Origin of the sequence: Eubacterium xylanophilum ATCC 35991 (assembly GCF_000518685.1) — a bacterium.
In the GTDB taxonomy this organism is placed as follows: Bacteria; Bacillota; Clostridia; order Lachnospirales; family Lachnospiraceae; genus Eubacterium_F; species Eubacterium_F xylanophilum.
In genome coordinates this window covers 1-24,517 of the sequence record NZ_JAEB01000034.1, presented here as the reverse complement: position 1 = coordinate 24,517, position 24,517 = coordinate 1, and the positions used below count along the sequence as shown (strand labels likewise).

At 37.9% G+C, this 24,517-nt stretch carries 23 protein-coding genes; 3 read left to right on the top strand and 20 right to left on the bottom strand.

The features are described from left to right. Window positions 1-416: 416 nt before the first annotated feature. The 9 genes from L877_RS0106645 to L877_RS0106595 form a co-directional block, all read right to left on the bottom strand. On the bottom strand, window positions 417-1,292 hold the full coding sequence (locus L877_RS0106645) for a hypothetical protein (protein WP_026835408.1): 876 nt from the start codon (window positions 1,290-1,292) through the stop codon (window positions 417-419). 21 nt (window positions 1,293-1,313) lie between these two features. Further along, complete coding sequence (locus L877_RS0106640; protein WP_026835407.1) at window positions 1,314-2,720, bottom strand: GGDEF domain-containing protein; 1,407 nt, start codon at window positions 2,718-2,720, stop codon at window positions 1,314-1,316. A 123-nt stretch (window positions 2,721-2,843) separates the two neighbouring features. Further along, the gene (locus L877_RS13475; RefSeq protein ID WP_051437726.1) at window positions 2,844-4,349 is read right to left on the bottom strand and encodes a PP2C family protein-serine/threonine phosphatase; all 1,506 of its coding nucleotides are present in this window, start codon (window positions 4,347-4,349) and stop codon (window positions 2,844-2,846) included. Between the two features lie 40 nt (window positions 4,350-4,389). Further along, a complete protein-coding gene (locus L877_RS13470) occupies window positions 4,390-5,724 on the bottom strand; it encodes an alpha/beta hydrolase (RefSeq protein WP_084554805.1) in 1,335 nt (444 codons plus the stop codon). A gap of 61 nt (window positions 5,725-5,785) precedes the next feature. Beyond that, window positions 5,786-7,234, bottom strand: a complete 1,449-nt coding sequence (locus L877_RS0106625) for a pyridoxal phosphate-dependent decarboxylase family protein (protein ID WP_026835406.1) — start codon at window positions 7,232-7,234, stop codon at window positions 5,786-5,788. Between the two features lie 27 nt (window positions 7,235-7,261). Further along, the gene (gene budA / locus L877_RS12480; RefSeq protein WP_051437724.1) at window positions 7,262-8,155 is read right to left on the bottom strand and encodes an acetolactate decarboxylase; all 894 of its coding nucleotides are present in this window, start codon (window positions 8,153-8,155) and stop codon (window positions 7,262-7,264) included. 624 nt (window positions 8,156-8,779) lie between these two features. After that, entirely contained in the window at window positions 8,780-9,997 is a 1,218-nt protein-coding gene (locus L877_RS0106610) for a reverse transcriptase/maturase family protein (protein ID WP_026835404.1), read from the bottom strand. 437 nt (window positions 9,998-10,434) lie between these two features. Continuing rightward, window positions 10,435-11,595: a hypothetical protein gene (locus L877_RS0106605; protein ID WP_026835403.1), complete on the bottom strand. Its 1,161-nt coding sequence runs from the start codon at window positions 11,593-11,595 to the stop codon at window positions 10,435-10,437. Window positions 11,596-11,725: 130 nt separating this feature from the next. Continuing rightward, the gene (locus L877_RS0106595) at window positions 11,726-13,465 is read right to left on the bottom strand and encodes a leucine-rich repeat domain-containing protein (protein ID WP_156923006.1); all 1,740 of its coding nucleotides are present in this window, start codon (window positions 13,463-13,465) and stop codon (window positions 11,726-11,728) included. A gap of 394 nt (window positions 13,466-13,859) precedes the next feature. Between L877_RS0106595 and L877_RS0106590 the strand changes: the two genes are divergently transcribed. Further along, window positions 13,860-14,933, top strand: a complete 1,074-nt coding sequence (locus tag L877_RS0106590; RefSeq protein ID WP_051437723.1) for an ATP-binding protein — start codon at window positions 13,860-13,862, stop codon at window positions 14,931-14,933. 129 nt (window positions 14,934-15,062) lie between these two features. Here L877_RS0106590 and L877_RS0106585 read toward each other — a convergent pair whose 3' ends face one another. Beyond that, complete coding sequence (locus L877_RS0106585) at window positions 15,063-15,314, bottom strand: hypothetical protein (protein WP_207637242.1); 252 nt, start codon at window positions 15,312-15,314, stop codon at window positions 15,063-15,065. 434 nt (window positions 15,315-15,748) lie between these two features. Beyond that, complete coding sequence (locus L877_RS0106575) at window positions 15,749-16,570, bottom strand: Rpn family recombination-promoting nuclease/putative transposase (protein ID WP_026835399.1); 822 nt, start codon at window positions 16,568-16,570, stop codon at window positions 15,749-15,751. A gap of 180 nt (window positions 16,571-16,750) precedes the next feature. Between L877_RS0106575 and L877_RS0106570 the strand changes: the two genes are divergently transcribed. Then, window positions 16,751-17,023: an AAA family ATPase gene (locus L877_RS0106570; RefSeq protein WP_026835398.1), complete on the top strand. Its 273-nt coding sequence runs from the start codon at window positions 16,751-16,753 to the stop codon at window positions 17,021-17,023. 125 nt (window positions 17,024-17,148) lie between these two features. Further along, a complete protein-coding gene (locus L877_RS0106565; protein ID WP_026835397.1) occupies window positions 17,149-18,519 on the top strand; it encodes an AAA family ATPase in 1,371 nt (456 codons plus the stop codon). Window positions 18,520-18,817: 298 nt separating this feature from the next. On the opposite strand, the gene L877_RS12475 is transcribed toward L877_RS0106565, so the two are convergent. The 9 genes from L877_RS12475 to L877_RS0106520 form a co-directional block, all read right to left on the bottom strand. After that, entirely contained in the window at window positions 18,818-19,237 is a 420-nt protein-coding gene (locus L877_RS12475; protein WP_156923004.1) for a hypothetical protein, read from the bottom strand. A gap of 122 nt (window positions 19,238-19,359) precedes the next feature. Beyond that, on the bottom strand, window positions 19,360-19,605 hold the full coding sequence (locus L877_RS14265; protein WP_026835396.1) for a hypothetical protein: 246 nt from the start codon (window positions 19,603-19,605) through the stop codon (window positions 19,360-19,362). Further along, window positions 19,560-20,108 (bottom strand): hypothetical protein, encoded by a 549-nt coding sequence (locus tag L877_RS0106550; RefSeq protein WP_026835395.1) that lies wholly within the window; start codon window positions 20,106-20,108, stop codon window positions 19,560-19,562. The genes L877_RS14265 and L877_RS0106550 overlap by 46 nt, the downstream gene beginning before the upstream one ends. Then, complete coding sequence (locus L877_RS0106545) at window positions 20,020-20,385, bottom strand: hypothetical protein (RefSeq protein WP_026835394.1); 366 nt, start codon at window positions 20,383-20,385, stop codon at window positions 20,020-20,022. The genes L877_RS0106550 and L877_RS0106545 overlap by 89 nt, the downstream gene beginning before the upstream one ends. Window positions 20,386-20,572: 187 nt before the next feature. Continuing rightward, the gene (locus tag L877_RS0106540) at window positions 20,573-21,232 is read right to left on the bottom strand and encodes an RloB domain-containing protein (RefSeq protein WP_026835393.1); all 660 of its coding nucleotides are present in this window, start codon (window positions 21,230-21,232) and stop codon (window positions 20,573-20,575) included. Then, a complete protein-coding gene (locus L877_RS0106535; protein WP_341349138.1) occupies window positions 21,229-22,578 on the bottom strand; it encodes an AAA family ATPase in 1,350 nt (449 codons plus the stop codon). Before L877_RS0106535 ends, L877_RS0106540 begins: the two co-directional genes overlap by 4 nt. 315 nt (window positions 22,579-22,893) lie before the next feature. Beyond that, window positions 22,894-23,358 (bottom strand): TspO/MBR family protein, encoded by a 465-nt coding sequence (locus L877_RS0106530; RefSeq protein WP_026835391.1) that lies wholly within the window; start codon window positions 23,356-23,358, stop codon window positions 22,894-22,896. Window positions 23,359-23,568: 210 nt separating this feature from the next. Then, window positions 23,569-24,237 (bottom strand): ImmA/IrrE family metallo-endopeptidase, encoded by a 669-nt coding sequence (locus L877_RS12470; RefSeq protein ID WP_051437721.1) that lies wholly within the window; start codon window positions 24,235-24,237, stop codon window positions 23,569-23,571. Further along, window positions 24,212-24,517, bottom strand: a 306-nt coding sequence (locus tag L877_RS0106520) for an integrase core domain-containing protein (RefSeq protein ID WP_026834679.1), incomplete at its 5' end; no start/stop codon positions are given. The genes L877_RS12470 and L877_RS0106520, both read right to left, overlap by 26 nt.

The window sequence follows — 24,517 nt, the reverse complement described above, 5'->3', positions numbered from 1 at the left end:
CTGTGTCACGGTATTTTGAGGGGCGGTACGGCTAGAATGGCTGGAGCAGGAAATCTAGCCGTACTGAGGGGAAACTGGGGGAACTGTGTCACGACATTTTTGGTGGTCAGTACGGCTAGAATGGCTGGAACAAGAAATCTAGCCGTATTCTTAAAAAAAAAGGGCTGAACAGAGAATGCAAGTAGAAGAAGAAGTACGGAAAAAACTAAGAAATTCAAAGAAATTTCCGTAAATGGAGATAGAATTGCTGAACGAGTGATTGAATAAGAGTATGGTACGGCAAAAAAGAGAGTATCCAAGAAATTTTCCGTAAAAGACGTCCAACCGCTGGTGCAACATCCCCCGGCAATATGCGTTTCCAATAATTTTTTTCACTAAAAATGCCTCCTCAGACAAAGTCCGGAAGGCATATCAGTTTATAATTCTTCATCCACCACCTCAAAGCCTTTGCTTTGAAAATCTCTGGCAATGAGTTCTTGGGATATACTATCACCACACATAAGGCGATTTATGGTTCCATTTTTTTCATAAATTCTAATAAAATATCTAGTTATCTTGGTCTTATTAAGTTTTTGAGTCACGGAAAATTTTCCTATCTTGGAGATACTACTAATCTCACCGACATAGCAAAATTTTTGCATAAAAACGACATAATAGCTAATTCCCACTGCCATCATTCCCTTAAACATTTCATGGTAATTAGCCATCATAAAGTCATTGTTCACTCTTATCTCATCAAACCCTCTTTGTTCTATAGCAGACTTAAGATCCCTGCTGGAAAGAAAAAACAAATCCTGTTTTCTAGCTGCAAAAACACTAATAATCATGATTACTATAGATATTATAATCCCCCAATAAAATGGAATGTTAATATTATCATACTCGTTCATCTTGAGAATCATGGCGCCCATAACTAATAGTGTCGCAACACCTATTATAATTGCAAGTGTAAAAAAATAGCCACGTCGATAAGAATCTACTATTTCATACATATCGCGTCCGCGCTTCCTCTTTCTGACTCTAGCCAATCTAATCTCTAAGGTGGAATCGCCTGTTTTTTCAAGTGTTTTTGCCGGTTTTACAACATCTCTATAAAATCTTTTTATCACATAGATGCCCATAATCGCACAAAATGCAGATATACAAATGCTTACAACAATCACTTCTGTTTTAGACTTTAGTATAATCAGACCAATATCGGAAGCAATCATAATCACCATCAGCAACAGCCAATATATGAGTATCTTTTGTGATTCTTTATTCACTTCGCTCTTTTGCGACAATTTAAACATAAAGCCCCCCATAATAAGAATCTACAGAATATGAGCTCTCTCCTTGTAAAACTGTCTTTTGTCATTATACATGTGCTCATCAGCTATACTAAGCGCCTTATTGATATCCTTCATATCTTTGGCAACGCAACCACCTATGGCAAATGTCACATCATCATAATCATTATTTCGACTTCTAATTCCCTCGATCAACTTGTTGATCTTCTCTTCATCGGCACCCGGAAGGATAACTACAAATTCGTCTCCACCAACTCTATAAATAGCATCTTCCTTAACAACTTCATTCAAAATCTTGGCTGCTTTTACCAAAACTTTGTCTCCGGCCACATGACCTCTTCTGTCATTAATTCTCTTTAGACCGTTGAGATCTGTAAATATAACTCCCACAGATTTTGACTTTTGCTCTGACTCCATTAGGATTCTTTCGACATCATTATTCATCTCATTTCTGTTCATAACGCCTGTCAGCATATCCCTTGAACTCAAGGTTTTAAGGCGTTTCAGAAGCAGATAGTTGTTGATTTCTGATGCGAGAACATCTGTTGTCAACTCGAGAAGTTCCTTTATCTCCAAAGCTCTATCGGGATCAATATTGATAACCCACATATAGCCGAGAAGATCATTATCTCTATTCTTTAATGGGAATAATACAATGGACTTTACATTGGAATACGTGAGGGATTCATACCACTCAGGATTCCTCTCCTTGATGACTAGCATATCTGATTCATTCTTAGCAATCAAACAATTACTTCCTGCAATAGTCTGCTCCCAAGACTTGACGAGCTCATAAAAATCATCACCCATAACCCCATCTTTTTTTACTTCGAGCATTCTATCGCTCATGTTTTCAGCTAGGAGAGACCATTTATCCTCATACTGATCTCTGGTGACAACACCACAGTAATCAGCGCTGCACATTTCCCTAAAGTCGTACATAACTTCGCTCATGCTATTGGTAAAGTCTTTTTGGTTTCTAAGTTTTAGATAGGACTCAAGAACAAAGGACGCAACTTCCCCTGATACGTTGGACAAGCGCTTCGAACTAGCTTCATAATTGATCTCCATGGTATATGTACAATAATGAATATTTTCTTCTTTATATGAGACAGGCAAGAATATCATGTTAAACCACACATTTGCTCTGTCCGGATGTGCATATGAGTGCAGGCACTTATTGTGAACTGCTGCCTGATAGCAATACTCTTCAAAGTTGATATCTCTTGTCAAATATTCCGTATATAATTGATTTGGCACAAACTTCTTAGTCAGCATCTCAGCGCCGGAAAAAGGTTTCTCAATAGACTCAATATAAGATTTATTACCCGTGACAATCCTTATATCACCATATCTACCGCCTTTAATCTTTTCCACCGATACTACGCATGTCATCGCACCCATTCCATCTACGAATTCCTGAAAATTCATACTTTTCCCCCTCGTCACTCGACTCTTTCATACTCTTTCTTGGAAGAACATCGGCACATAACAGAGCCGATATAACCCTTTCATTGTATCACAAAATAATGGATAACACAACCATGTGAAATACTATCCTCTATACTCAAGGCAGACCATGGTGAGGTCATCAAACTGTTCTGCATTGCCAACAAAACTGTCTACTGACTCACGAACTGTATTTAATATATCCTTTGGCGTGCCATCTGCGCAAGTATTAAGCGCTTCTATCATCCTATCCGTGCCATATAGCTCCTTGTCCTCGCTAGTCGCTTCCGGCACACCATCGGTATAGACAAATATTCTGTCACCCTTTTCAAGTTGTATCTCATAATCGGAATATTTGGCAATATCCATAGCACCAAGAACAAAGCCATGCTTGTCTTTGAGCAGGTCAAATTTTCCGTCATGACAAATTGCCGGGTACTCATGCCCCGCACTGGAACAGTTCATCTTACCCGTAGATAGTTCTAGTATGCCCACCCAAGTGGTGACAAACATCTCCATTTTATTCTGTACACAAAGTGCTTCATTGGCCCTTCGAAGCACCTCGGAAGCCTTGATACCAAGCATAGCATAGTTTTGAACGACTGTCTTTGATATCATCATAAACAAAGCAGCAGGTATTCCCTTACCACTTACATCTGCAATTACAACGCCGAGGTGATTATCATCAATCATGAAAAAGTCATAGAAGTCGCCTCCAACTTCCTTGGCGGGGTCCATGCTTGCATATAAATCAAATTCATCTCTCGCCGGAAATGCCGGGAATATAGAAGGCAACATGCTGGCTTGTATCTCAGTTGCCATGTCGAGTTCGGCCTGAGTGGCAGATAATTTGGAACTATTATAATTAAAAATAACACAATACATAATCACAAGTGACATCAGTACAGTGCCGTACTGACCTGCACTTCCGAACTGTCCACCAAGTATGACAAACTCTATAATCGGCAAAAATATAAATGTTAGTGCCGCTAATTTTTGGTTTCGTGGACTTCCACATCTTATTATCAAAATAGCTGTTATAGTCAATGCAACTATCAAATAAATATCCTCTAACCAGGACATTGCTGCTGCCTGATATACCCCTTCGGAAGTAATAGAAAACGTGGTTGGATATATAATATTAGATAATAGTATTATGATTTCAAATACTGACAAAATAGGGAAGCCTCTGTCGGCCCAAAGTCGCATTTTTCCGTCTAGACCAAGTGTTTTTTTCACATATGTATAGAACAAATATATCATCACAATATCCGCTATCTTGCTACAGAGAACGCAAAACATACACAGTCCGATTTTCTCCGGAACGCGGTATACACAGTACATAAGTTCATTTATGAAAAAAACAAAACTCACCAGTACAATCAGGCTTCTAAAGACTTTTCCACCCTCTCCACTCTGCTTCATACACCCAAAGTACAACGCCGCACAAATCAGTCCCCCCAACATATCTATGCCGCAATCATACAAAAACTCATTCATTCTCGGGTCGCCACTAAATAGCGCGCTCAACACGAATGTAGTCATAAGCGCTGATACAATGGTAAATACCAACCCAATTTTTAAACTGTACTTCTTATAAATATTTACCATAAAACCCCTCCATTAAAAACAACTCCCCCCCTATTATAACCTATTTCTCCCCGCGGAAAATCTGCAAGAAGAAGTTATATAATCCTTTGCAAGCGACGTTCTGGTCATGTCCACCATCTATTGTATAGTAGAGATGTCCAGTACCATTCGCCTCTAGAGTCTCGTGATACAACTTAGGATTCTCCTTTACTACCTGATCCTGATTTCCCTTCAGAATGAGAATTGTCGTATTCTTCACATTATACGCATCAGGCAGCTTCAACTCCTCTGATTTGAGAAGTCCAGCGCTTCCATTTGTCATTCCATCAGGCTCGTAAGCAAGCACTCCGGGCGCCGGCTCAAATGCTCCGATTCCCCCGAACATATCTGCCAACTTAATTCCTATATACAGTGCATTTCGTCCTCCCATAGAGAAACCGGCAATATACGTATTCTCTCTGCCTGTCGCAACAGAATAGTGCGCCTCCATATATGGGATCAAATCATCTTTGATGGCATTGATAAAATTATCATATCCCGCCACGCTGGCATCGCTAAATGAGTTTGCAATCTCCTCTGTTGATGCACAGTGATTTGGAAGCACGATAATCATATCTTTGGCCTTTCCATCAGCAACAAGATTTCCAAGGATTACCTGTGGATTACTTCTCACCCAGTCCCTCTCACTTCCACCTATTCCGTGAAGAAGGTATAGTACAGGATACTTTTTGTCTGGAGTGTATCCTGCAGGGAGTAGCACATTGGCCTTGAGTTCGCGTGTAGCAGCCGTCGAAAAGTACTCTATAGTTTCCTTCTCGCCGTAGTTCACGCCTTCTCTAGCCACGTTGTAATCCGTCGGAACATTTTCAATTATATCGAGAAAATCAGGATATGTTGTTGGAACAGGTGTCGCCGTCGGTGTAACAGTTGGCGCAACAGTCGGTTCCACCGTTGGTGCCTGTGTCTGTGGTGCCTTAGATACGACAACATCGTTAACCGGTGCGGAAGTAGCCGTCGGTGCAGCCGTCTCACTTGTTACTTCAGCTTTTGCCGCCTTGACAATCACAGAAAATTTCTTTTTGATGCTTCCTTTTTTCTTCTTGAGCTTAACGATTACCTTGGCCTTTCCGGCCTTCTTTCCCTTTATCACTAGCTTGAACTTTCCTTTCTTCTTCACTATTTTCGAGGAAAATAGTCCTTTGTTCGTCTTAGTGATTTTGGCCGACTTGAACTTCTTAGTAGTTCCTAGATTAACAGCTTTGGAATATTTTACTTTGACAGTAATCTTCTTCGTTGCCGCCTGCAACTCGGTTGAACCGTTACCTACGATTCCCACCGTCGCCGTGAGCATTGTCGCTGTCATGAACAATGCAACTTTTTTTCTTAGTGCCATCATGGTCACCTCCGTAGTATATTCCCTCTACCGATTCATTCTCCTTCTACCACACGGCTAACTCCTATCCAGTGAAAGCATTACTCTCTCTCTTCGCCAACTCGTCGAGAAGTTCCACAGTCTTCCTGATATCCTCCTCCGTTGTGTTGGCATTAATCGTGCACATCCTGAGTGTCTTGTGCCCCTTCAAAGTTGTTGTGACGATAAATGCAAATCCACTTCCTATAATGGCCTTAGATATTTTGTCCGTCAGAACGTCTACATCCTCCTCCGACATTCCCTCCGGTTCATAGCGAAAATTCACCGTTCCGCAGCTGGAATGAGATATAATCTTCCAATTCGGACGCTTAGACAATTCCTTCTCAACAAGAGAAGCATTGTAAAATGAATACTCAATCAACTCCTCCAGCAAATCCGTCCCCGTGGCCTGAAGCGTATACCACAGCTTAATAGCCCTGGCAGGCCTAGACATCTCCGGCCCCAGATCCCAGCCATCACCGTGCTCACTAGAACTTACATCTGCGAGATACTCCGGATGCTCTGTAAAGGATTTGAACAAATTCGACTTATCCTTAACAATCAATGAACTGCAGCTGTATACTTGCATGAGCCATTTGTGTGTATCCCAAGAAAAAGAGTCCGACATGCTAATGCCCTTCGCAAGATTACGACGAATAGGCGACACAAGAATTGAACCTCCAAAAGCACCATCAACGTGAAACCAGAGATCATATTTCTTCGCCATCTCCCCCAGTTTCTCAAGTGGATCAATAGTTCCCGTATTAGTTGTTCCAAGATTTCCCACGATAGCAAACGGCTTCTTGCCCGCTGCTAGATCGCGCTCTATAGCTTCTTCCATAAGATCAACTCTGACTTTGAATTCATCATCCGTCGGAATCTTGACAGCCTGATCCTCGCGGAATCCAATGATTCTCAGCCCCTTTTCAACCGAGCTGTGAGTCTGGTCAGAGAAGTAAACAACACCCTCAGGAAACTCCTCCGGAGAAAGTCTAGAATCCCTAGCTGCCACCAATGCACTCATATTGGCCATGGACGCTCCTGACAAGAAAATTCCGCCAATATTATCTCCGTCATATCCGGCAAGACCACCCATCCACTTGATTAGTTTCTCCTCTATTAATCCGGCTCCGGGCGCTAATTCCCAACTTCCGGCATTGACATTATAAATATCACTCAACAAACTTCCCGCCACCGAATACGGCGACACAGCCGTTGAAACGAAGGAAAAAAATCTTGGATGCTGCAAAACCATAGCCTTTTCAAATACGTTGTCAATCAGCTCGTTGCTGATATCTCGCACTTCTCTTCCCTTGGCGGGAATATCCCATCCAATTATCTTGTCAAGCGTCTCCTGGTCCGGCTTGTCATATATAGCCAGCTCCCTAATCTGGGAATTTTTTTCTATATATCTAGCCATAACCTCCTTCACTTGCTCCATCTGCTCTTCAAAACCCTTTTTGGTTTTTTGATCAAATTCTAGCCAATCAAACATTATAACACCTCTTTCATACAAAAACTATCATCCCTTTGGTTTTTCTACTTTTTTCACATCTCCAGACTGATCTGTCGAGAAGTCATACTTTCCAAAACGATCAGCCTCCGGAAGATCCATATCAAGACCGGTAGTCTTATCCCACTGAACCTCGCCTTTGCCAAGTGCTAGATCTACGATATGTCCCCCCTTGGTTCCATCATCCGAAACAAAGTGAAAATGCCATCCCGAAGAGTTCACCTTATCTACGTAAACCGGACAATACACTCCAACCACGGTACCCGAAACATTTTCATAATCAAAAAACTTCTGATCCGTCTCCATAACTTTCGCCAGCGGCTTATAAGGCTCTTCCTGTGCGAGCTCACTTCTGACATTCATCTTTTCATATAATCCTTTAATCTTGACAACCTGGAAATAATTGCCTGCATCCTTGGTATACTTCTCATCAAGCTTCTTAATCAGATCATTCAAATCCTTAACATCCGTAAACTCTGCTTTATCATCCTCATCAAAGAATGTAACCGAAGCAAATGGAATAGTCTCATCATCCGGAACCTCTTCTACCTTACCTGCACCATCAGCGCGGTATACCTTGCCATCCAACATAATCAACTCGCCATTTAACTTATCAAAAGTCCCAAGCCCAATATCTCCTCGCTCCTTCAATGCACTCACTGGAATGCTTCCATAGTAGTCTCCTTGAGTCAAGTCCTGTAAAAGCGAAACTTGATATAGACACTCCCTATCCTGAACAGGTGTAGTCGTAGCTTTACTTTCATCAGCTTGAACACTGTTAGTGGCGTTATTGTTACTGGAACTATTGGTTGAGTTGTTACCGGTAGTTCCGCAGGCAGTTAGAACCGCTGAAGCTAATAATGTCGCTGCCATAATTCCATATACTCTTTTTGTCTTTTTCATACTTTTCATCCTTTCTTTTGTCGCTTAAAATCAAGCAATTTCAAGCATTACACGTTTAGTATATAATACCAAAATATGGGGGTTTTGTCAAAATGGGATGGGGAGTTGGGAGGGGTGGTTGCGGTTTGGGTTGTGGTTTGGGTTGCGGTTGGGGGTTGGGGCAGGTGGTACGGCAAAAATTGAAGAAACTAGGAATCTTGCCGTACCCAGTAGGCAAGATAGAATTCTTGTCACGCTAATTTGATGAAGAATACGGCAATATTTGAAGAAATTAGAAATCTTGCCGTACTCAGTAGACAAGACAGAAATCTCGTCACGCTAATTCGGCGAAGAATACGGCAATATTTGTAGAAATTAGAAATCTTGCCGTACTCAGTAGACAATATAGAAATCTCATCAAGTTAATTTAAAGATGAGTACGGCAAAATTAGAAAATAATAAGAGTTTTGCCGTAAAACCGACTAAAATCCCTGTACAAGAATCTTAGAAATCTAGGCTGGTACGGCAAAAAACTTACAAACAGAAATAATTGCCGTATTCCAAGAAAATACATGGGACTTAATTGTCTTACAAGCAGAGCTTGTAAGACCAGCAACATGCGTTTCAAATAATTTTCTCCACTCACTAGGATGACACCTCATACTTTCCCTTCTTGAATTTCCAAAAAGAATTCACCAAACTTCTGTATCCCATCAGTTTGATATCCTGATATGTAAGATTGTAATTACTCTTGCCATGTCTGCCTGTATACAAATATCTAATTGAGTCCACTGCATATTGATCAATTCTTTTTAGTTTATCATCCTTGGTGATTAATGGAAAATACCATCTACACCATGTGATTTCTCCATATGTCGAATTGTTATAAAACTTATTATTTAAAAATCTAATCATTGCACGAGCAGTCCGCTCATCAGTTGCATTTTTGCGAATTTTCCATCTATATAACGCTCGAGCCTTTCTTTTGATTTTGGCTTTAAGCTTTTTTTCTGTCATGTCTGAAACATTAATCTGATTTCCCCAAAATTCGACTCCAAGAAATTCAATCTTTTCTCCCGGTACAGTTCTAACTTCTTTCCTTGGATTAATCTCAAGTCCTTTTGAACTCAAAAAGTTTTTTATAACATCTTCATATACACATATCTCTTCTTGTGAATTTGCAAATACAATAATATCATCTGAATATCTTGCATATATAACACCCTTTTTAAAGAAATATTCATCCAATTCTTTTAAATACAAATTAGCTAAAAAACCAGCTGTTGGAAAGCCAGCCATTACACCTTTCTTGATTTCCACCAGGCTTCCGTCTTTAATTGCAAATGGGGATTTTAATAGCTTCTCTAAAAAGGAGAGCATCCACTTTTCTGATGGCAAATACTCGCTGAACATTTTCAACACATTATCTGCACTTATTGAATTAAAATAGTCCTTAATATCTGCCTTATATGTATATACCTTCTCTAAATTAACGTTTTTCTTAATTGTGCTAATAGCTTTCTTAACTCCGGAACCACTTCTAAAAGAATATAAGTTTTCTGAGAATATATCATCATATTCATTTAACAAGTATGCGAACATTTTTAGGATGTAGTTTTCTTCTTTAGAAACTGTAAACACCTGACGTTTTCTAGAAACGCTACTTTTGTTAACCTCAAGCAAGTAAGGGACTGGCATTTCTTTGGTTCGCTCTATTTGAAGAACAAGTTTCAGGTATTTTCTCTCATTAACAAATGTTTTTAACTCCTCACATTCCTTATTCCTAACACATCCTTTGGATATCCTATCTTCCATAAATCTTATCCAGAGATCGTGGTCCTTGATTTTATCTATAATTTCCATTAATCCTTCTCCAACCAATAACTTTATTATATAATTAACCGGAGATGAAAGAATTTCACTAACGTGAATACGTTATACTGGACTGTACATACAGATAGCTACCTGCAAAGCATCTTTCCTCCGTTGCTTCGTCCTCCACAGGCTCATATTGCATTTCATCTCCGGTAATTATATCATTGATATAATAACAAAATATGTGGAGTTTGTCAAAATGCTATAGCGGGATGCAGGGAATGAAAGGATGGGTGACCTGGAAAGGATCACGACGAAAAATGTTTTTTGCTCTTTTTTCTCCCAGTATGCATATTTAGTCGAGAATATTGATATTATAAAGCAAGGCCAGAACCACTAACATGTGGCTCCGGCCATCAAATTTTTATAGAAAATCTCAATTTGATATCAAAATGGATTTTAGATGCACAAAAACATCTTCAAGTTTACAATCCTACAGAAGCACTAGTGTACTCCGACTTACAACTGATAACCAAATCGTTCTTCATTTTTGATTTCTGTCTGTAGCCTCGTATAGATGCAAACCACCCATAAACAAGGTCTGTGACTCCATCTATTTTTGTTGATCCCAAATCAACATATTGTTTACCATTTGCGTATTCAACAATATCGCTAAAGATGACAGGAAAATACACTTTTGCTTTTCTAAAACCATCGCTATCCGTGTTCTTTAAATGCACAGAATATACCATAATCACTTTATTATCCTCACCCAAAAAATCAAATTCCTTTGCTGCCAAGAAATAGTATCCCTCATATTTAAACCTTGAAGACTTGATCGTATCCTTTATCTCTGCAAGATAATCTTTACAAACATCTTTGGCCTGTTTTTTCATACTATTTATAATTTTCTTGTCGAGCTTCTTAACATCCGAAACATATTCATCTACCTTATCAACAGTAATCACCTTTTCCGTCGGATTAAATCTAACTCCATGTTCCTCGATAATCTTTTCTTCATCATTAATCTCTAAACTTATTGTTAGTTTATCTCCCTTTTTTATTCCAGTTTGCTTATCGCACACGAAACTTGCACCATATAACTTGTCAGGCTCCGTTTCTGTCAATGATACTGAAAGATTCGGTGATATATCAGAAAATTCATACTTTAAATATTGAAACGGATCAACTACTTGCACCTCAGTAAGGCCGGTAACTTCTTCTTCAATAGTATCTCCCACAAATTTAACTTTGTACTTGCTTACTTCTTCATTATTCAAATCAAACTTAATTGTAACCTTATCTCCATTTTTCAATCCTTCTTTTTTATCAATTTTGTACTCAACTGCTGACATGCTACTATCTAATGTAATCGCATCATTAAAACCACCTGCGAGATCCTCCAAATCACTCGCATTATCCAATGAGTCGGCATCAATTCCTGCTGCTTTAGCAAAGTCAGCTCTTAATCGTGTTTTATCAATATCAACTATTGCCTTCCCAAACCCATCTCCGCCATCAAATGAAACCTTGGTGTAATCTCTCACATCAATTGTTTTTACTCGATTTACAAACAATAATAAGGCCACTATAATAGCAACAACCACAACTCCACCGATAATAATAGGCTTTTTACTCATTTTCATACATTGTTTTGCGATAGAAGATTTCCTTTCTTATTTGTAACTGGCACAACTGTTTCACATCCCTCGCAAAACTTTCCTCCTTTTTGAATTATTTCCAATAACACTACACTAATATCCTGATTTATTAACTTTAAAAATATACAGGAACTTCAACTATATTTTCATTTTCGTCTTTCTGTAAATACAAATTGCGCATACGCTCATCAGAGCCACACTCATAATATACTGATCTCAGATCAACATACTTCAAGTAATTGTGATGACAAGAAAGACTACAGCCGCCAACCCCACCAGTCAGCTCTAATTCTCTGAGCTGATTATTAGAGCAATCCAAATCTCCCCAGACTGTCGAACTTACATTTAAATATCTTATATTGTTATTGTTACAAAGCAATATAACAATCTCTTCCAATCCAGCTATATCTAATTGCCCAATATTATTATTACTGCACATAAGAGTATATATTTTCTTGCATTGACTCGCATATAGATATGTCAACGAATTATCTGAGCAATTTAGGTACCCAAGATTAACATTATTACTAATATCCAGTCTGTCAAGTTTATTATTATCACATTTTAAATTCTCTAATTTTATATTCTTACTGATATCTAATTTTGAGATTTTATTGTATGAACAATCCAAACTTTTCAAGTTTTCACAGCCACTTACATCCAACTCCGTTACGTCTCCTGAGTGACAATCAATCTTCTCTAGATTGATATTCTTGCTCAAGTCTATATTAGGACAATGCATAAATTCAAGCGTCTTCAGGTTCGTACAATTACTAATATCAAAATCATCAACACCATGCAACTTCAACTCTTCCAACTCATCATGTTTCCCAAACTTTACTTTTTTAAACGAATAACAATCCAAATACTTCAATTTTTTACAATTCTGTACATCGAGCTCATCATATTCACCACATGCTCCAATACATACTCGTTCCAATTCAGTATTTTGGCTTGCATCAAATTTTTCTTTTCCAACACCATACACAGATTTATTAGATTCCAAATCAAGCACTTTTAACTTTTTATTATTACGAATATCGATGCTCTCTTGCGAGAGATTAAAATTTATCAGTCTCAGCTCTTGTAATTCCGTATTATTTCTTGTATTCAAAGAAATATATGGGGAATCAACGCCCGTCAAATTCAATTTTTTCAAATTATTAAGGCCTTCTAAAGAAATATTAATCGCGCCGGGCATGTCATCGTCAGTAATCATCCAATTTATTCCTATTAACTTTCCATTATCCCAGTCATAAGCTTTCTCATCAAGTATATTGCTAGGAAGATTCAATCCCTTCTCATTTTCGCTTTCAATTATTTTTTTCAACGCAGAAACGTCTGTCTCATCTAAAACCACTTGATTATTGGTATTTACGTCTGATGCTTTCGTCACAACAGGCTTTTCACTTGCAACTGGTTCACTTATAATAGATTGAGCATCAATATTCTTACCTTCTGCCGATGGTCTAGGTGAATTTAAGGCTTTTACATTAACCACTACATTTCTAGTTGTTTTTCTTTTTTTACTGTCTTTAACACTAAATCTCACTTTATATTTTCCAGCCTTTAGAAAAACTATCTTTTTCTTGGTTTTCTTAAATTTTCCGTTTCTTGGCTTATATACTTTTATCTTAACCTTTTTTGTAATATTTCCGTCTTCCTTATCTTTTGCTTTGTACTTTAGTGATAGACCCTCTCGTACCCTTAAAGAAACCGCCTTTTTCGACAACTTTCCTTTCAATGTTATTACTGGCTTATAATTCTTTTTTGCCTCTGCTACTACATTTGGGGTTAACACACCGAGCATGACCACCGCCATTCCAAATGCAATAAGTTTTTTTGATTTCATCATTTCTACCTCCATCTCAGCCAAAGAGTGATTCCTTGACTTTATTAATAGTGTTTCTTTTAGTACAGCTGTTCTGTCAAGAACAGCTGTACCTTGATATACTATAGTATATCAAGGTACAGCTGTTCTGTCAAGAACAGCTGTACCTTGATATACTATAGTATATCGCGATTTTGCCCATAGTCTGACTTTCACCATTTATATATAAAAAAGCCTTCCAAGTACTCTCTCCGTACTTGGAAGGCTTTCCATCATCGATTAAAAACTAGCTCTTGATAAAAGTGATAAAAAGTGATAAAAATATATTAAAGTGATAAAAAGTGATAAATTTTCACTAAGGCAAGTAAATACTTTCTTTTCTCACGATTTAACTATAAATATACAGGAGGAAATTCGTATGAGTTATAATATAGACGCTAGTAATCCAAGAAATAATCCGTATACTTTAACTTTTGGAAAGCAGCCTTTTCAAAATATTCCCAGAGTAATCGAAACTAATGAAATTGTAGATTCATTTTTAAACACTCCCTCAACCCATCAAGTTTATATGATTACCGGAGTGCATGGAAGTGGTAAAACTGTTCTCATGACTGAAATCAAAAAAGAATTAGATGCAAAAAAAGATTGGGAGTGTATTGAGCTCAGCACATCGCAGGATCTTTTACTGTCACTGTGCCAAACCCTATATGAAGATAAAAAATTCTCAAAAATCGTAAAAAAAATCGGCGGAATATCCGCAATGGGTTTCGGCGTCCAGTTAAATTCTACTTCTGAAATGGTACTTCCTCAAATTCCAATCACTGAAGCCCTCAAAAGATTTAAGAAAGCGGGAAAAAAACTCCTTGTTTGCATCGATGAAATTATTGCAAATGACTCTGTCAAGGAGTTCTCCAGTATTTTTCAGATTCTGATAAGAGATGACTTACCAATATATTTGATAATGACGGGACTCTATGAAAATATAAGCAATCTTATGAATGAAAAGAATCTGACATTTTTATATCGAGCGCCACAAATCAAACTAAAACCGCTTAACTTAGGAACAATATCCGAAAACTATAGAAACAACCTAAATGTAAGCTTAGAGGACTCCGAGAAAATGGCACAGCTCACCAAAGGTTATTCTTTTGCATTTCAGGTGCTTGGATATTTTACTTACAAATATGATGGAGATTATAAAAGTGCGCTAAGGGAATACCAGCAATATCTCGAAGACTGCCTATACGAAAAAATATGGTCAGAATTATCAAGAAATGATAAAAAGCTCCTATATGCTATCGCTACTTCCAAAACCGGAAAAGCCAGTGATATCAAGAAAATTTGCAACTTGGATAACAATAAGTATACCCCGTACCGAGATCGATTATTGAAAAAAATGATAGTTAACGGCGATGAATACGGATACTTAAAATTGGTTTTGCCAATGATGGAAAACTATATTGTCAGAATGTATAGGTATGAAATTGAATGAGTCGTAAGGAGCTTTCAACCAAATTTCCTTTCTCCAATTTCACATCTCATTCGGGAGCTTTTGTTCCCGATTGGGAGAAACCTATACTTCGACGTACTTTGTTAATTCTTTGTTTCCTTGTTACTAATTCTACTGGGCAACTTCTTCACGAATTCTCTCTAATGTCTCTGAATCCACCCCTGTTATTATCGCTATTTTCTCGATTGACCACCCTCCGTCTTTTAGCATGTTCTTAGCAATTTCCTCTCGACCTTGCTCCAAGCCTTCCGCTCGGCCTTGCTCAAAGCCATCCTCGAAACTATCTATCAATCTTGTCTCATAGGTCATATACTCCATCCTCCATTCCTCGTTGGTTTTGGCTGAATTTACGGCTTCTTCCAATCTCTCTGCGTATTCATTGGTTAATTAGATTTCCCTTTCTATTACGCCATCTATTACGTCACCCATTACGTCATTCCGCAAATTCTATTTTATAACGTAATGTCCGAATCGATTCGATCCGGCATGTATCAGTTGCTCTCCAGCATACACTCCTACACCTTTGCTTCTGAATACACCAGCTTCCTTTACCAGGCCTTCCATCATAATTTTTTGTGCCTTCAAAAGATCTTTAACTGAATACGGATTCAGCTTCGACACAATCTCATATTGCCCATCTAGATTTCTAATAGTCTTGACTTTTTCATCCTACTCCGTATTTTTAAATGTAAACGTCCCACCTTGTTACGCGTATAGCTCAGCTACATAGGCTCGGTGGGAACTGTTAAATACAATAAAGGCATCTCTTGAATTCTTTGGTTTTCTAGTTACTAATTCTATTGGTCAACTTCTTCACGAAGTCTCTCCAATGTTTCTGAATCCACCCCTGTTATTATCGCTATTTTCTCGATTGACAACTCTCCGTCTATTAGCAAGTTCTTCGCAACCTCCTCTCGACTTTCCTCTCGACCTTCCTCTCGACCTTCCTCTCGACCTTGCTCCAGACCATCTTCGAATCTATCCATCAATCTAGTCTCATAGGTCATATACTCCAACCTCCATTCCTCGTTGGTTTTGGCTGAATTTACGGCTTCATCCAATCTCTCAGTGTATTCATCTGTTGGAACACTTCCAGCTATGTAATCCAACAAACTTTTCAGTTGAGGGTTTATATCCGTCCCAACATAGCTTGCATTGACAAAAACTTTCATTGTTCCATCGTTCAGTTCCAGTTCTTGATCTTCCCTACACCTATTGACAAATGTATATATCGGAAGTCCCCTTCCAAACAAATCATCCCTGCATATGAATATCACTATATTCTTTCTCAGGTTCCGGTATGAATCTCCTGCGTCTATCTGATCCATGTCCATCATATCCTGATAGTATCTCGATCTCTGTGGCAGGTACTTCTCCGTATATGCCTGCATCTCTAGGTCATACATGGTTGCTTTATTATCGCGAACATATACATCTAAGCGCACTCCCTTTGATTCCCGGGTTAGCTTAATTGTCTTCTGATACTCTGGCGGCTCAATTCTTTCTACTTTTATCCCAAGCAGCCTCTCTATCATCGTCTTGCAAAGCTCCAAATCTCTCATCACTTTGCTAAACATAAAATCGTCTACTATACTTAAACTTTCAAAATTTTTAATCAATTATGTGTCTCCCAATTCTATATTACTAGAATTCTATTAAGACGCCTTTATTATCTATACTATATCATGACTTTGCGTGGTTTTCAAGTGTCGTTTATACGTGAAAAAGCCTCCCTAGTACATTTCGTTGTAAACCTGCGCATTATGGAAATGAGGCGTTATCATGATACTGAAACGTAAATGTATAATAAGCTGCTAGCTCTCAAACAAGAGCTAAACGGCAAGAAAGCATTTTTGATCGAAGGGGCAAGACGTATCGGTAAGTCAACGATCTGTGAGGAATTCGGCAAAAATGAATATAAGAGCTACATCCTGATCGACTTCCTGATATCCAACAACAGCAAGCTGAAGTACAAGGCTCGTATAGGCGAGTGCTATGTGATCCACCCACGCAATCTCAGTTTCAAAGAGGACATTGTTTGTATACCGCCTTATATGACGATTTGCTTATAACAAAACGGGGCTGTCTTAGTGCGATGCAAAAAAATATATTGACTACACGATAACATACATGTATAATGTATATATATTCTGAATACTTTTTCAGAGAACTATGATTCAGAAAGAGGGTTTTAAATATGTTTGTCGGTCGAAAAAAGGAATTACAAGATTTGAATACTGAGCTTTCAAATAAAAATAAGAAAACTGCTGTCTTAATATATGGTAAGCGAAGAGTCGGAAAATCAACGCTTATAAGAGAAGCTGCTAAGGATTACGATGGTATTGTAATTAATCATCAATGTGTTGCAAGTACCTTTGAAGGGAATCTTGAATTAATATACAAAAGTGTTTCTGATAGTTTATCTCTTCCTCTTATGCATTTTGAATCACTGTTTGCATTGATGGACTATTTTAAAACTTTGGATAAGCAGATATTATTAATTATTGATGAATATCCCTATCTAAAACAAACCAAAAAGAAAAACGAAGTGGATTCTTATATGCAGTCGCTCATTGACAACCTTCCTCAAAATGTAAAACTAATCTTGTGTGGTTCTTATATAACAATAATGAAAGAACTGTTATCAGAAGATAACCCACTGTTCGGAAGATTTTCACTAATACAACATATACATAGCTTTGATTATTATAATTCATCAGCATTTTACACCAATTTGTCACCAAGGGATAAAATTGCATTTTACGCAATATTTGGTGGCAGTCCATATGTATTAGAAAATTTAGACCCTTCTATTTCTTTACAGGATAATATAGTAAAACTCTTGCTTCCTGAAACGGGGTTAATTCGTTCACATATAGAGAATATTATATTAAAAGAAATACAGAAAACATATGATATCAGAATATTTGAAATATTAGGTAACGGAAAAAAACGCTATACAGAAATCCGAGAAAAACTGGGCAAAGATGAGACTGGACTATTAGATAAACAATTAAAGATATTATTGGATATGGAAGCAATACATAAAACAGCACCGATTAACCGCAAAAATGATAAAAAAAAGCAGTTTTATGAGATTGTTGATAATCTTTTGCGCTTTTATTTCACATATATCTTTGGAAAAACCGGAACCATTAGCAGAATAGGGGAAATGCAATTTTATAACAGAAATATTAAAGAAACGATAGATCACTTTATTAGCAGACGATTAGAAGGAATTGCTCTGCAATATTTTCACAGATTGTCCTTGTCGGGCAAAATAGAAGATATAGAAGATTATGGGAGTTATTGGTATGATGATCCAAAAACAAAAACAAATGGAGAGTTTGATTGTGTCATTAGAAGAAACGGTGAAGTATATGATTTCTATGAGTGTAAATACTATAATCATCCTATGCCCTCGAAAGAGTGCCACATAGAAAAGGAACAACTCTTAAATATAAAAGGTATCGACGTATCGAATATTGGTTTTATTTGTACCGGTGGTTTTCAAGCTGTCAATGACAATGATTATATTCTTGTTGATGGAGACATGCTTTTTGAATGAGACGAACATACTCTTCTGTTGGTGTCATATTATATACTCCATTTCAATTCGCATTAGGTTATTTAAAGAGCAGAGCCACAAGTCTCATAGGTCATATACTCCAACCTCCATTCCTCGTTGGTTTTGGCTAAATTTACGGCTTCTTCTAATCTCTCAGTGTATTCATCTTCACTTTACTTATAATTTAATGTAAACGTCCCACCCCGTTACGCATGCATCTCAGCTACATAGGCTCGGTGGGAACTGTTAAATACAATAAAGGCATCTCTTGAATTCTATGGTTCCCTAGTTACTAATTCTACTGGGCAACTTCCTCACGAAGTCTCTCCAATGTTTCTGAATCCACCCCTGTTATTACCGCTATTTTCTCGATTGACAGCTCTCCGTCTTTTAGCAAGTTCTTAGCAACTTCCTCTCGACCTTGCTCCAGACCATCTTCGAATCTATCCATCAATCTTGTCTCATAGGTCATATACTCCAACCTCCATTCCTCATTGGTTTTGGCTGAATTCACGGCTTCATCCAATCTCTCAGTGTATTCATCTGTTGGAACACTCCCAGCTATATAATCCAACAAACTCTTCAGTTGAGGGTTTATATCCGTCCCAACATAGCTTGCATTGACGAAAACTTTCATTGTTCCATCGTTTAGTTCGAGTTCCGAATCTTCCCTACACCTATTGACAAATGTATATATCGGAAGCCCCCTTCCAAACAAATCATCCCTGCATATGAATATCACTATTCTCGTTTTTTCAAGTGTCGTTTATACGTGAAAAAACTTATCTGTCGTCAGAGACACAGTGATCCAATATATGGCATCAAACTATGTCTCTCCTCCTACCTTACCCTTATCTTCACCTTATCCGATTTCTTCCCATTGAGCCTAATATACATATACGTTGTTCCCTTTCGCCTCGCCAAGACCCTAACCTTAATCTTCCCACTTAAGCGCCGTACCAAAACCTTCTTAACAATCCCCTTCTTGGTAAACTTCACTGAGCACTTATCTTGGGATCCAAGCTCCTTCTTAGAATACTTTACTTTGAAAACAATGGTTTTTTTTTCTTCTTCTTTATTTTGCATTTCTTGACAGTTGCCTTTATCGAAGATATAATATTACCACTTTTATTATATGCATTACTCTCCGCAGACTCAGCGTGTTTTGTCACTTTCACCTTGTAAAGCCCAATCGCATGACCGCTTCCATATATCCAGATTTTATCAGAAGGTGCCACCTTAAAATAATATTCTCCAGGATGTAGTAAAATATTCTGCTTCGAGCTATCATTATTGTCATAATGCGCCACTTTGAACTCTGGCACTCCGTCACCCATAAAATTCAAGAGTTCCAATGTTCCATCCAATTGCATATAGCATTCTATATCGTACTTCGCTTCCTCTTTGATGACGAATTTGAGAAAATCATCCCTATCTAAATAATCTATGATTCCCTGATACCTTGTTCCAAGCTTTATATTGTATGAACTAATAAAATTGTCATTTGGCTCGGGAACTGTTGAAACTATAGCCTTCTGTATTCTTCTTAAACCCCACTGATTTGTCAAAATAATATCCTTTCCCTTCATCCAAACACTCTCCATCATCTGAATAAAGCTCAACTCTCAAACTCGCGTCGGGGATATGTGATGTCACAAACAAATCACATCCAATTTCTTGATTGACTGTAAACTTATACCAATCCACATCATCTTTATCGAGTAGTTTTTTGGAATATTCTTTCCCATATTCAATGCTTTCAGCCGTCAAATGCGTGTCATGTCCCTCTTCTGCCTGAACATCATTGCTCCCATAAAAAACATATGCCAAGACAAGCATGACTAATATAAATATACTTTTTTTCATAAAAATTACCTCCAAAGCTCCATGGGGAGATTTAATTTTGATAATTGTCTTCATCAGTGTCTACAATTATGAGACCATTATAATAACCACGTGCGTCCGCATTCTTATAACAATTACAAAACGCCTTTTGAGGCTCGGTGGAATCTGTTGAATATAACATAACACAAAAATAAGCTTTACATACTCCCTACATCAATTCACAATCTAAAAGTATTTTCTCAATAATCTCCCAAATCATCATCGATGGATTCTCCTTGTAATATGAGTATCCTTTGTAACGCTGCAATGTGTAACCATTCTTCTCATTGATATCCATAATAATTTTTGCTCTCTTAACAGCTTCAATCACATCCCCAAGCGACAGTTTCTTCAAACATCTTTTAAAATTCGCTTCATGCTTGAACTCATCCATATTTTCAAAACTTTCGTCATATGCCTTATTGATTGGTATAATGTATTGCTTTCTGTGTGAAAAAGATCCACGACAATCTATCTTATGAAGAATCATCCAGAGGTCAAATGTAAAGTTGCTATACCCAAATTTATAGGTTATCTGTTTTTTAAGTCCCTTTGTATCAGCCATACGATCAATGGTTTCTCTAAACTGCTTCACATGAATCTCTTCTGAGCTTTCATAATCAGACAGATGCCATATTTCAACCTTGCTCGTTATTGCTAGCGATTTTGCTCGCTTCAATGGGTCCTTCTGAATCTGTTTATTAAAGGAAACTTTACTACTGGCTTCAAGAGTGTTGTTAATCTGATCCTGAAGCCATTCCAGATACCACAGTTCTGTTTCTCCCTCCACACTAAAGTAATATTTCAGCGTACTTTTCCGTTTGATCATTCAGCCACCTCCCCTGCGAGAAGTTCTTCAAAAATCGTAGTAAAGTCAATATCCTTTATCGCACCATAACGACCAATAAAATAGTTTTTCATATAATCCTCATGCTGTCTCACTCCCTTGTCGCCTGTAGTGCCAAAATCTGACAACGCATAAAGGATGCTATTGTTAGTTTCTTCCTCACGCTCTACAAATTTGATCTCATCTCTCCGGAAAATATTGGAGTTTAAAAAAATAGGATTGTGAGTATTAAAAATCAATTGTGCATGCTTAACATTGACGTCATCATTGTGAAATACATTGATAATACTGTTTAGTGCCATCGGATGAATTGATGCATCAAATTCATCCACTATCAACACAGCGCCTGTAAGTATAGCCTTTATAACAAGCGGAAAAAGCGTGATAAACCGAATCGTTCCATATGATTCAAAAACCTCTGCAGCTATTGCCACATTATTCTCGTTCTTCAAATTCTTGAAGATTGAGCACAATCTCGTCTCTGACTCATCATCTGCAACCACATATCCGATCGCATTTGAGTTAATACCAAATATCTTCGCAGCATCATTGGTAGTCTTCTCAACATAGACAGTTTTCTTTTGTGGATCTGAGAATCGTTTGATCAGCTGCATGGAATCAGCCCGACAAATAACCATAAACTTGTTTACAAACCAATCCATGATTAACTTTACAAAGGATCCGGAATAGATAAGTCTGAATCCATTAACGAGGAATAGTTCTTCCGGATTCAATCCACGTTCTGCAATATCTCGCAAATTGTCATCTAATCTATTCTGCACATGATTATTGATAGACTTAAAGGTCCCAACTTTCAAATGTTCATTTCTCTCAAAAACCATCTCTCCGTTTACCATCAGAGTCTCTTTGAGAACTCTTCTCTTTGCTTCTGTCTCCAGGAATGCTCCGACATAAATAATAAGCTCATACCTAATCCTATATCCAGCCTCTGTGAACTCAATCATAAACTCCACTGGTTTTCCTTCGTCATCTTGATTATTTGGAATTAATTCCAAATTTGCTACTGCTGGATTCTGCATCATCTGTTCTTCCGTGTTCCGGATATTGCCACGCATTACTATAGCTCTAAGCACATCCATCGCACCAATAATATTAGTCTTGCCTGATGCATTGGGACCATACAATACAGAGGTGCTAAGACCGCGGATTTCCTTACTCTTAATTTTCTCTCGACATAGGCTATAATCAAGTCCCTTCTGTTTCGGAGCTGCCGTCATAAGCAAATCGGCTTCCTCCGAGAAAGATTTGAAATTCTTTGTCTTGAACTCTAGAAGCATATCACCATCTCCATTCTGCAGTATTTTCACAAAATCATAACTATATTATAACCCAATCGCCCTAGATGTCAACTATTATTTTCTTATTTTGTAAAATTATTGCAGAATAAATATCTAGGTCATATATGCATTATCGTACGAATACGCACCTTTACCATGCTCTGTGTTGTCCCCTTTGATTCATATAAAGCAATATTAATTCCAAATATTGCTTCCATCCCCAAGAAGAAGATATACTATCTTCTTGAATTAATTTCAAGAGGCACCGCACATTCACTGCACGATGCCTCCTGTATTTAGCAATATTCGGTTCACTTCCCACCACACAGTCTCAACCATCTTCCATCAATTCAGACAAATCACTCCAACATTCAGATACGTGGCAAAGCACAGCCACACAATATATGGAATCTGCAGTTTAGCTGCTAACCCATCCACCTTGCCAAATCTATATGTCATCAAAACAACAGCAATAAACATACCTATCAGCACACCTAGTGCCGCACCAAAACTTTGAGCACTAAAAAACACAAAACACCAACTCAGATTAAGCACCAACTGAATACCCCAAAGAATCTTCGCAGCAGCCTTTTTTTCACCATCCGCCAATAGTATTCGTGCCAGACCTATTCCCATCAATGCATATAAAATAGTCCAAGCAATCGGAAATACTACTCCTGGTGGTGAAAGCGGTGGCTTTGAAATCGTCTCAGCATAAATCTTCGTTGCATCTCTTGTTAGCATTCCAACAAGAAATCCCGCCAGTTCTGTTAAACCTACACATAATGCGTATACAATACCCTTTTTCATAATTACCTCCTAAGCTGTGCACATAGATAAATCCGCATCCAACACTTGATATATACTTAGCTTTGTTGTAATTTCCCACAACATAGTTTGTCAAGAAAAATGTTCCGAACGATTTCTGCGCTTTATTTGCGCTTTATTTTGCGCTTTATCATGAGCATAGTTCAAATTCCAAAGCGTAAGGAAAAAATTATAACCAAATCATTATCAATACTACGCCCACTCGTATCTTGGTCGAGCCTTCCAAGGAATTATTTCTTCCTTCATAAGCCTACCTTGGACAATATAATCTTTCACATTCTGTGTGCTTGCAAATCGTTTAATCTCACTTGCTCGTTTATATCCCTCTGCAGCCACAAATTTCTTGTATGCCTTTGAATCAATCAGAAACTCGCCTGCCATACTATCAGCCTTTGATTCAACTTCTCCTGAAACTGAATCAAAATCAATGAATTCATGTTTTGTGTCGCCATTTAAAATATGGGCAATTTCGTGAAACAGCGTAAACCAGAAGATATCAGCAAACTTTTGTCTCAATGTCATACAGAGAATTAATACCCCATCTTCTGTTTTCTTAATAAAGCCCTGCACCGGCGCACCAGTGAAGTTTGGAACAATTCTAAAAGCAATTCCACATTTAGAAAAAATAGCAGTCAACTTCTTCTGAATTTGATTTGCCCTCATGAACATTACCTGTTTAATATCGGGTATCATCTCTCTGAGCTTTTCCGTGTCTACTTCATCTGCTATTTCGATGTTCTTTGTAAGAAGCTCACACATTCTTTGCCATGCAAATAGTACATACGGATTGAAATTGTCAATATTGGTTGGCAGATTTCTTTGGGAAAATTTATCACTATGCCGCAACGGGCTGTGAATCATAGTATTTCCTGCGTTTAGCTGCAGGAGGGAGTCCTCCGTTAGCAGAGCAGATCCTTCGGTTGTTCCAATAGGACATGAAGTACCTCCAGATAACTGTTTTTAACTCTTTGACAGTCATAGATTTGGTATCATATCTATCGTAGAGAAGCTCCGTTTTGAACCTTGCCCACATACTCTCGCATCGAGCATTATCATGACAGCGACCACCGTCACTATTCATACTTTGAACTACGCCGCATTTTTTGATAGCATCTCGATATTCCTTGCTGGTATATTGACT

What these genes read in the sequence shown, in the direction of transcription:
- L877_RS0106645 (WP_026835408.1), bottom strand. Translation starts at nt 1,292, where the DNA reads ATGTTTAAATTGTCGCAAAAGAGCGAAGTGAATAAAGAATCACAAAAG.
- L877_RS0106640 (WP_026835407.1), bottom strand. Translation starts at nt 2,720, where the DNA reads ATGAATTTTCAGGAATTCGTAGATGGAATGGGTGCGATGACATGCGTA.
- L877_RS13475 (WP_051437726.1), bottom strand. Translation starts at nt 4,349, where the DNA reads ATGGTAAATATTTATAAGAAGTACAGTTTAAAAATTGGGTTGGTATTT.
- L877_RS13470 (WP_084554805.1), bottom strand. Translation starts at nt 5,724, where the DNA reads ATGATGGCACTAAGAAAAAAAGTTGCATTGTTCATGACAGCGACAATG.
- L877_RS0106625 (WP_026835406.1), bottom strand. Translation starts at nt 7,234, where the DNA reads ATGTTTGATTGGCTAGAATTTGATCAAAAAACCAAAAAGGGTTTTGAA.
- budA (WP_051437724.1), bottom strand. Translation starts at nt 8,155, where the DNA reads ATGAAAAAGACAAAAAGAGTATATGGAATTATGGCAGCGACATTATTA.
- L877_RS0106610 (WP_026835404.1), bottom strand. Translation starts at nt 9,997, where the DNA reads ATGGAAATTATAGATAAAATCAAGGACCACGATCTCTGGATAAGATTT.
- L877_RS0106605 (WP_026835403.1), bottom strand. Translation starts at nt 11,595, where the DNA reads ATGAAAATGAGTAAAAAGCCTATTATTATCGGTGGAGTTGTGGTTGTT.
- L877_RS0106595 (WP_156923006.1), bottom strand. Translation starts at nt 13,465, where the DNA reads ATGATGAAATCAAAAAAACTTATTGCATTTGGAATGGCGGTGGTCATG.
- L877_RS0106590 (WP_051437723.1), top strand. Translation starts at nt 13,860, where the DNA reads ATGAGTTATAATATAGACGCTAGTAATCCAAGAAATAATCCGTATACT.
- L877_RS0106570 (WP_026835398.1), top strand. Translation starts at nt 16,751, where the DNA reads ATGTATAATAAGCTGCTAGCTCTCAAACAAGAGCTAAACGGCAAGAAA.
- L877_RS0106565 (WP_026835397.1), top strand. Translation starts at nt 17,149, where the DNA reads ATGTTTGTCGGTCGAAAAAAGGAATTACAAGATTTGAATACTGAGCTT.
- L877_RS14265 (WP_026835396.1), bottom strand. Translation starts at nt 19,605, where the DNA reads ATGCAAAATAAAGAAGAAGAAAAAAAAACCATTGTTTTCAAAGTAAAG.
- L877_RS0106550 (WP_026835395.1), bottom strand. Translation starts at nt 20,108, where the DNA reads ATGAAGGGAAAGGATATTATTTTGACAAATCAGTGGGGTTTAAGAAGA.
- L877_RS0106545 (WP_026835394.1), bottom strand. Translation starts at nt 20,385, where the DNA reads ATGAAAAAAAGTATATTTATATTAGTCATGCTTGTCTTGGCATATGTT.
- L877_RS0106540 (WP_026835393.1), bottom strand. Translation starts at nt 21,232, where the DNA reads ATGATCAAACGGAAAAGTACGCTGAAATATTACTTTAGTGTGGAGGGA.
- L877_RS0106530 (WP_026835391.1), bottom strand. Translation starts at nt 23,358, where the DNA reads ATGAAAAAGGGTATTGTATACGCATTATGTGTAGGTTTAACAGAACTG.
- L877_RS12470 (WP_051437721.1), bottom strand. Translation starts at nt 24,237, where the DNA reads ATGATTCACAGCCCGTTGCGGCATAGTGATAAATTTTCCCAAAGAAAT.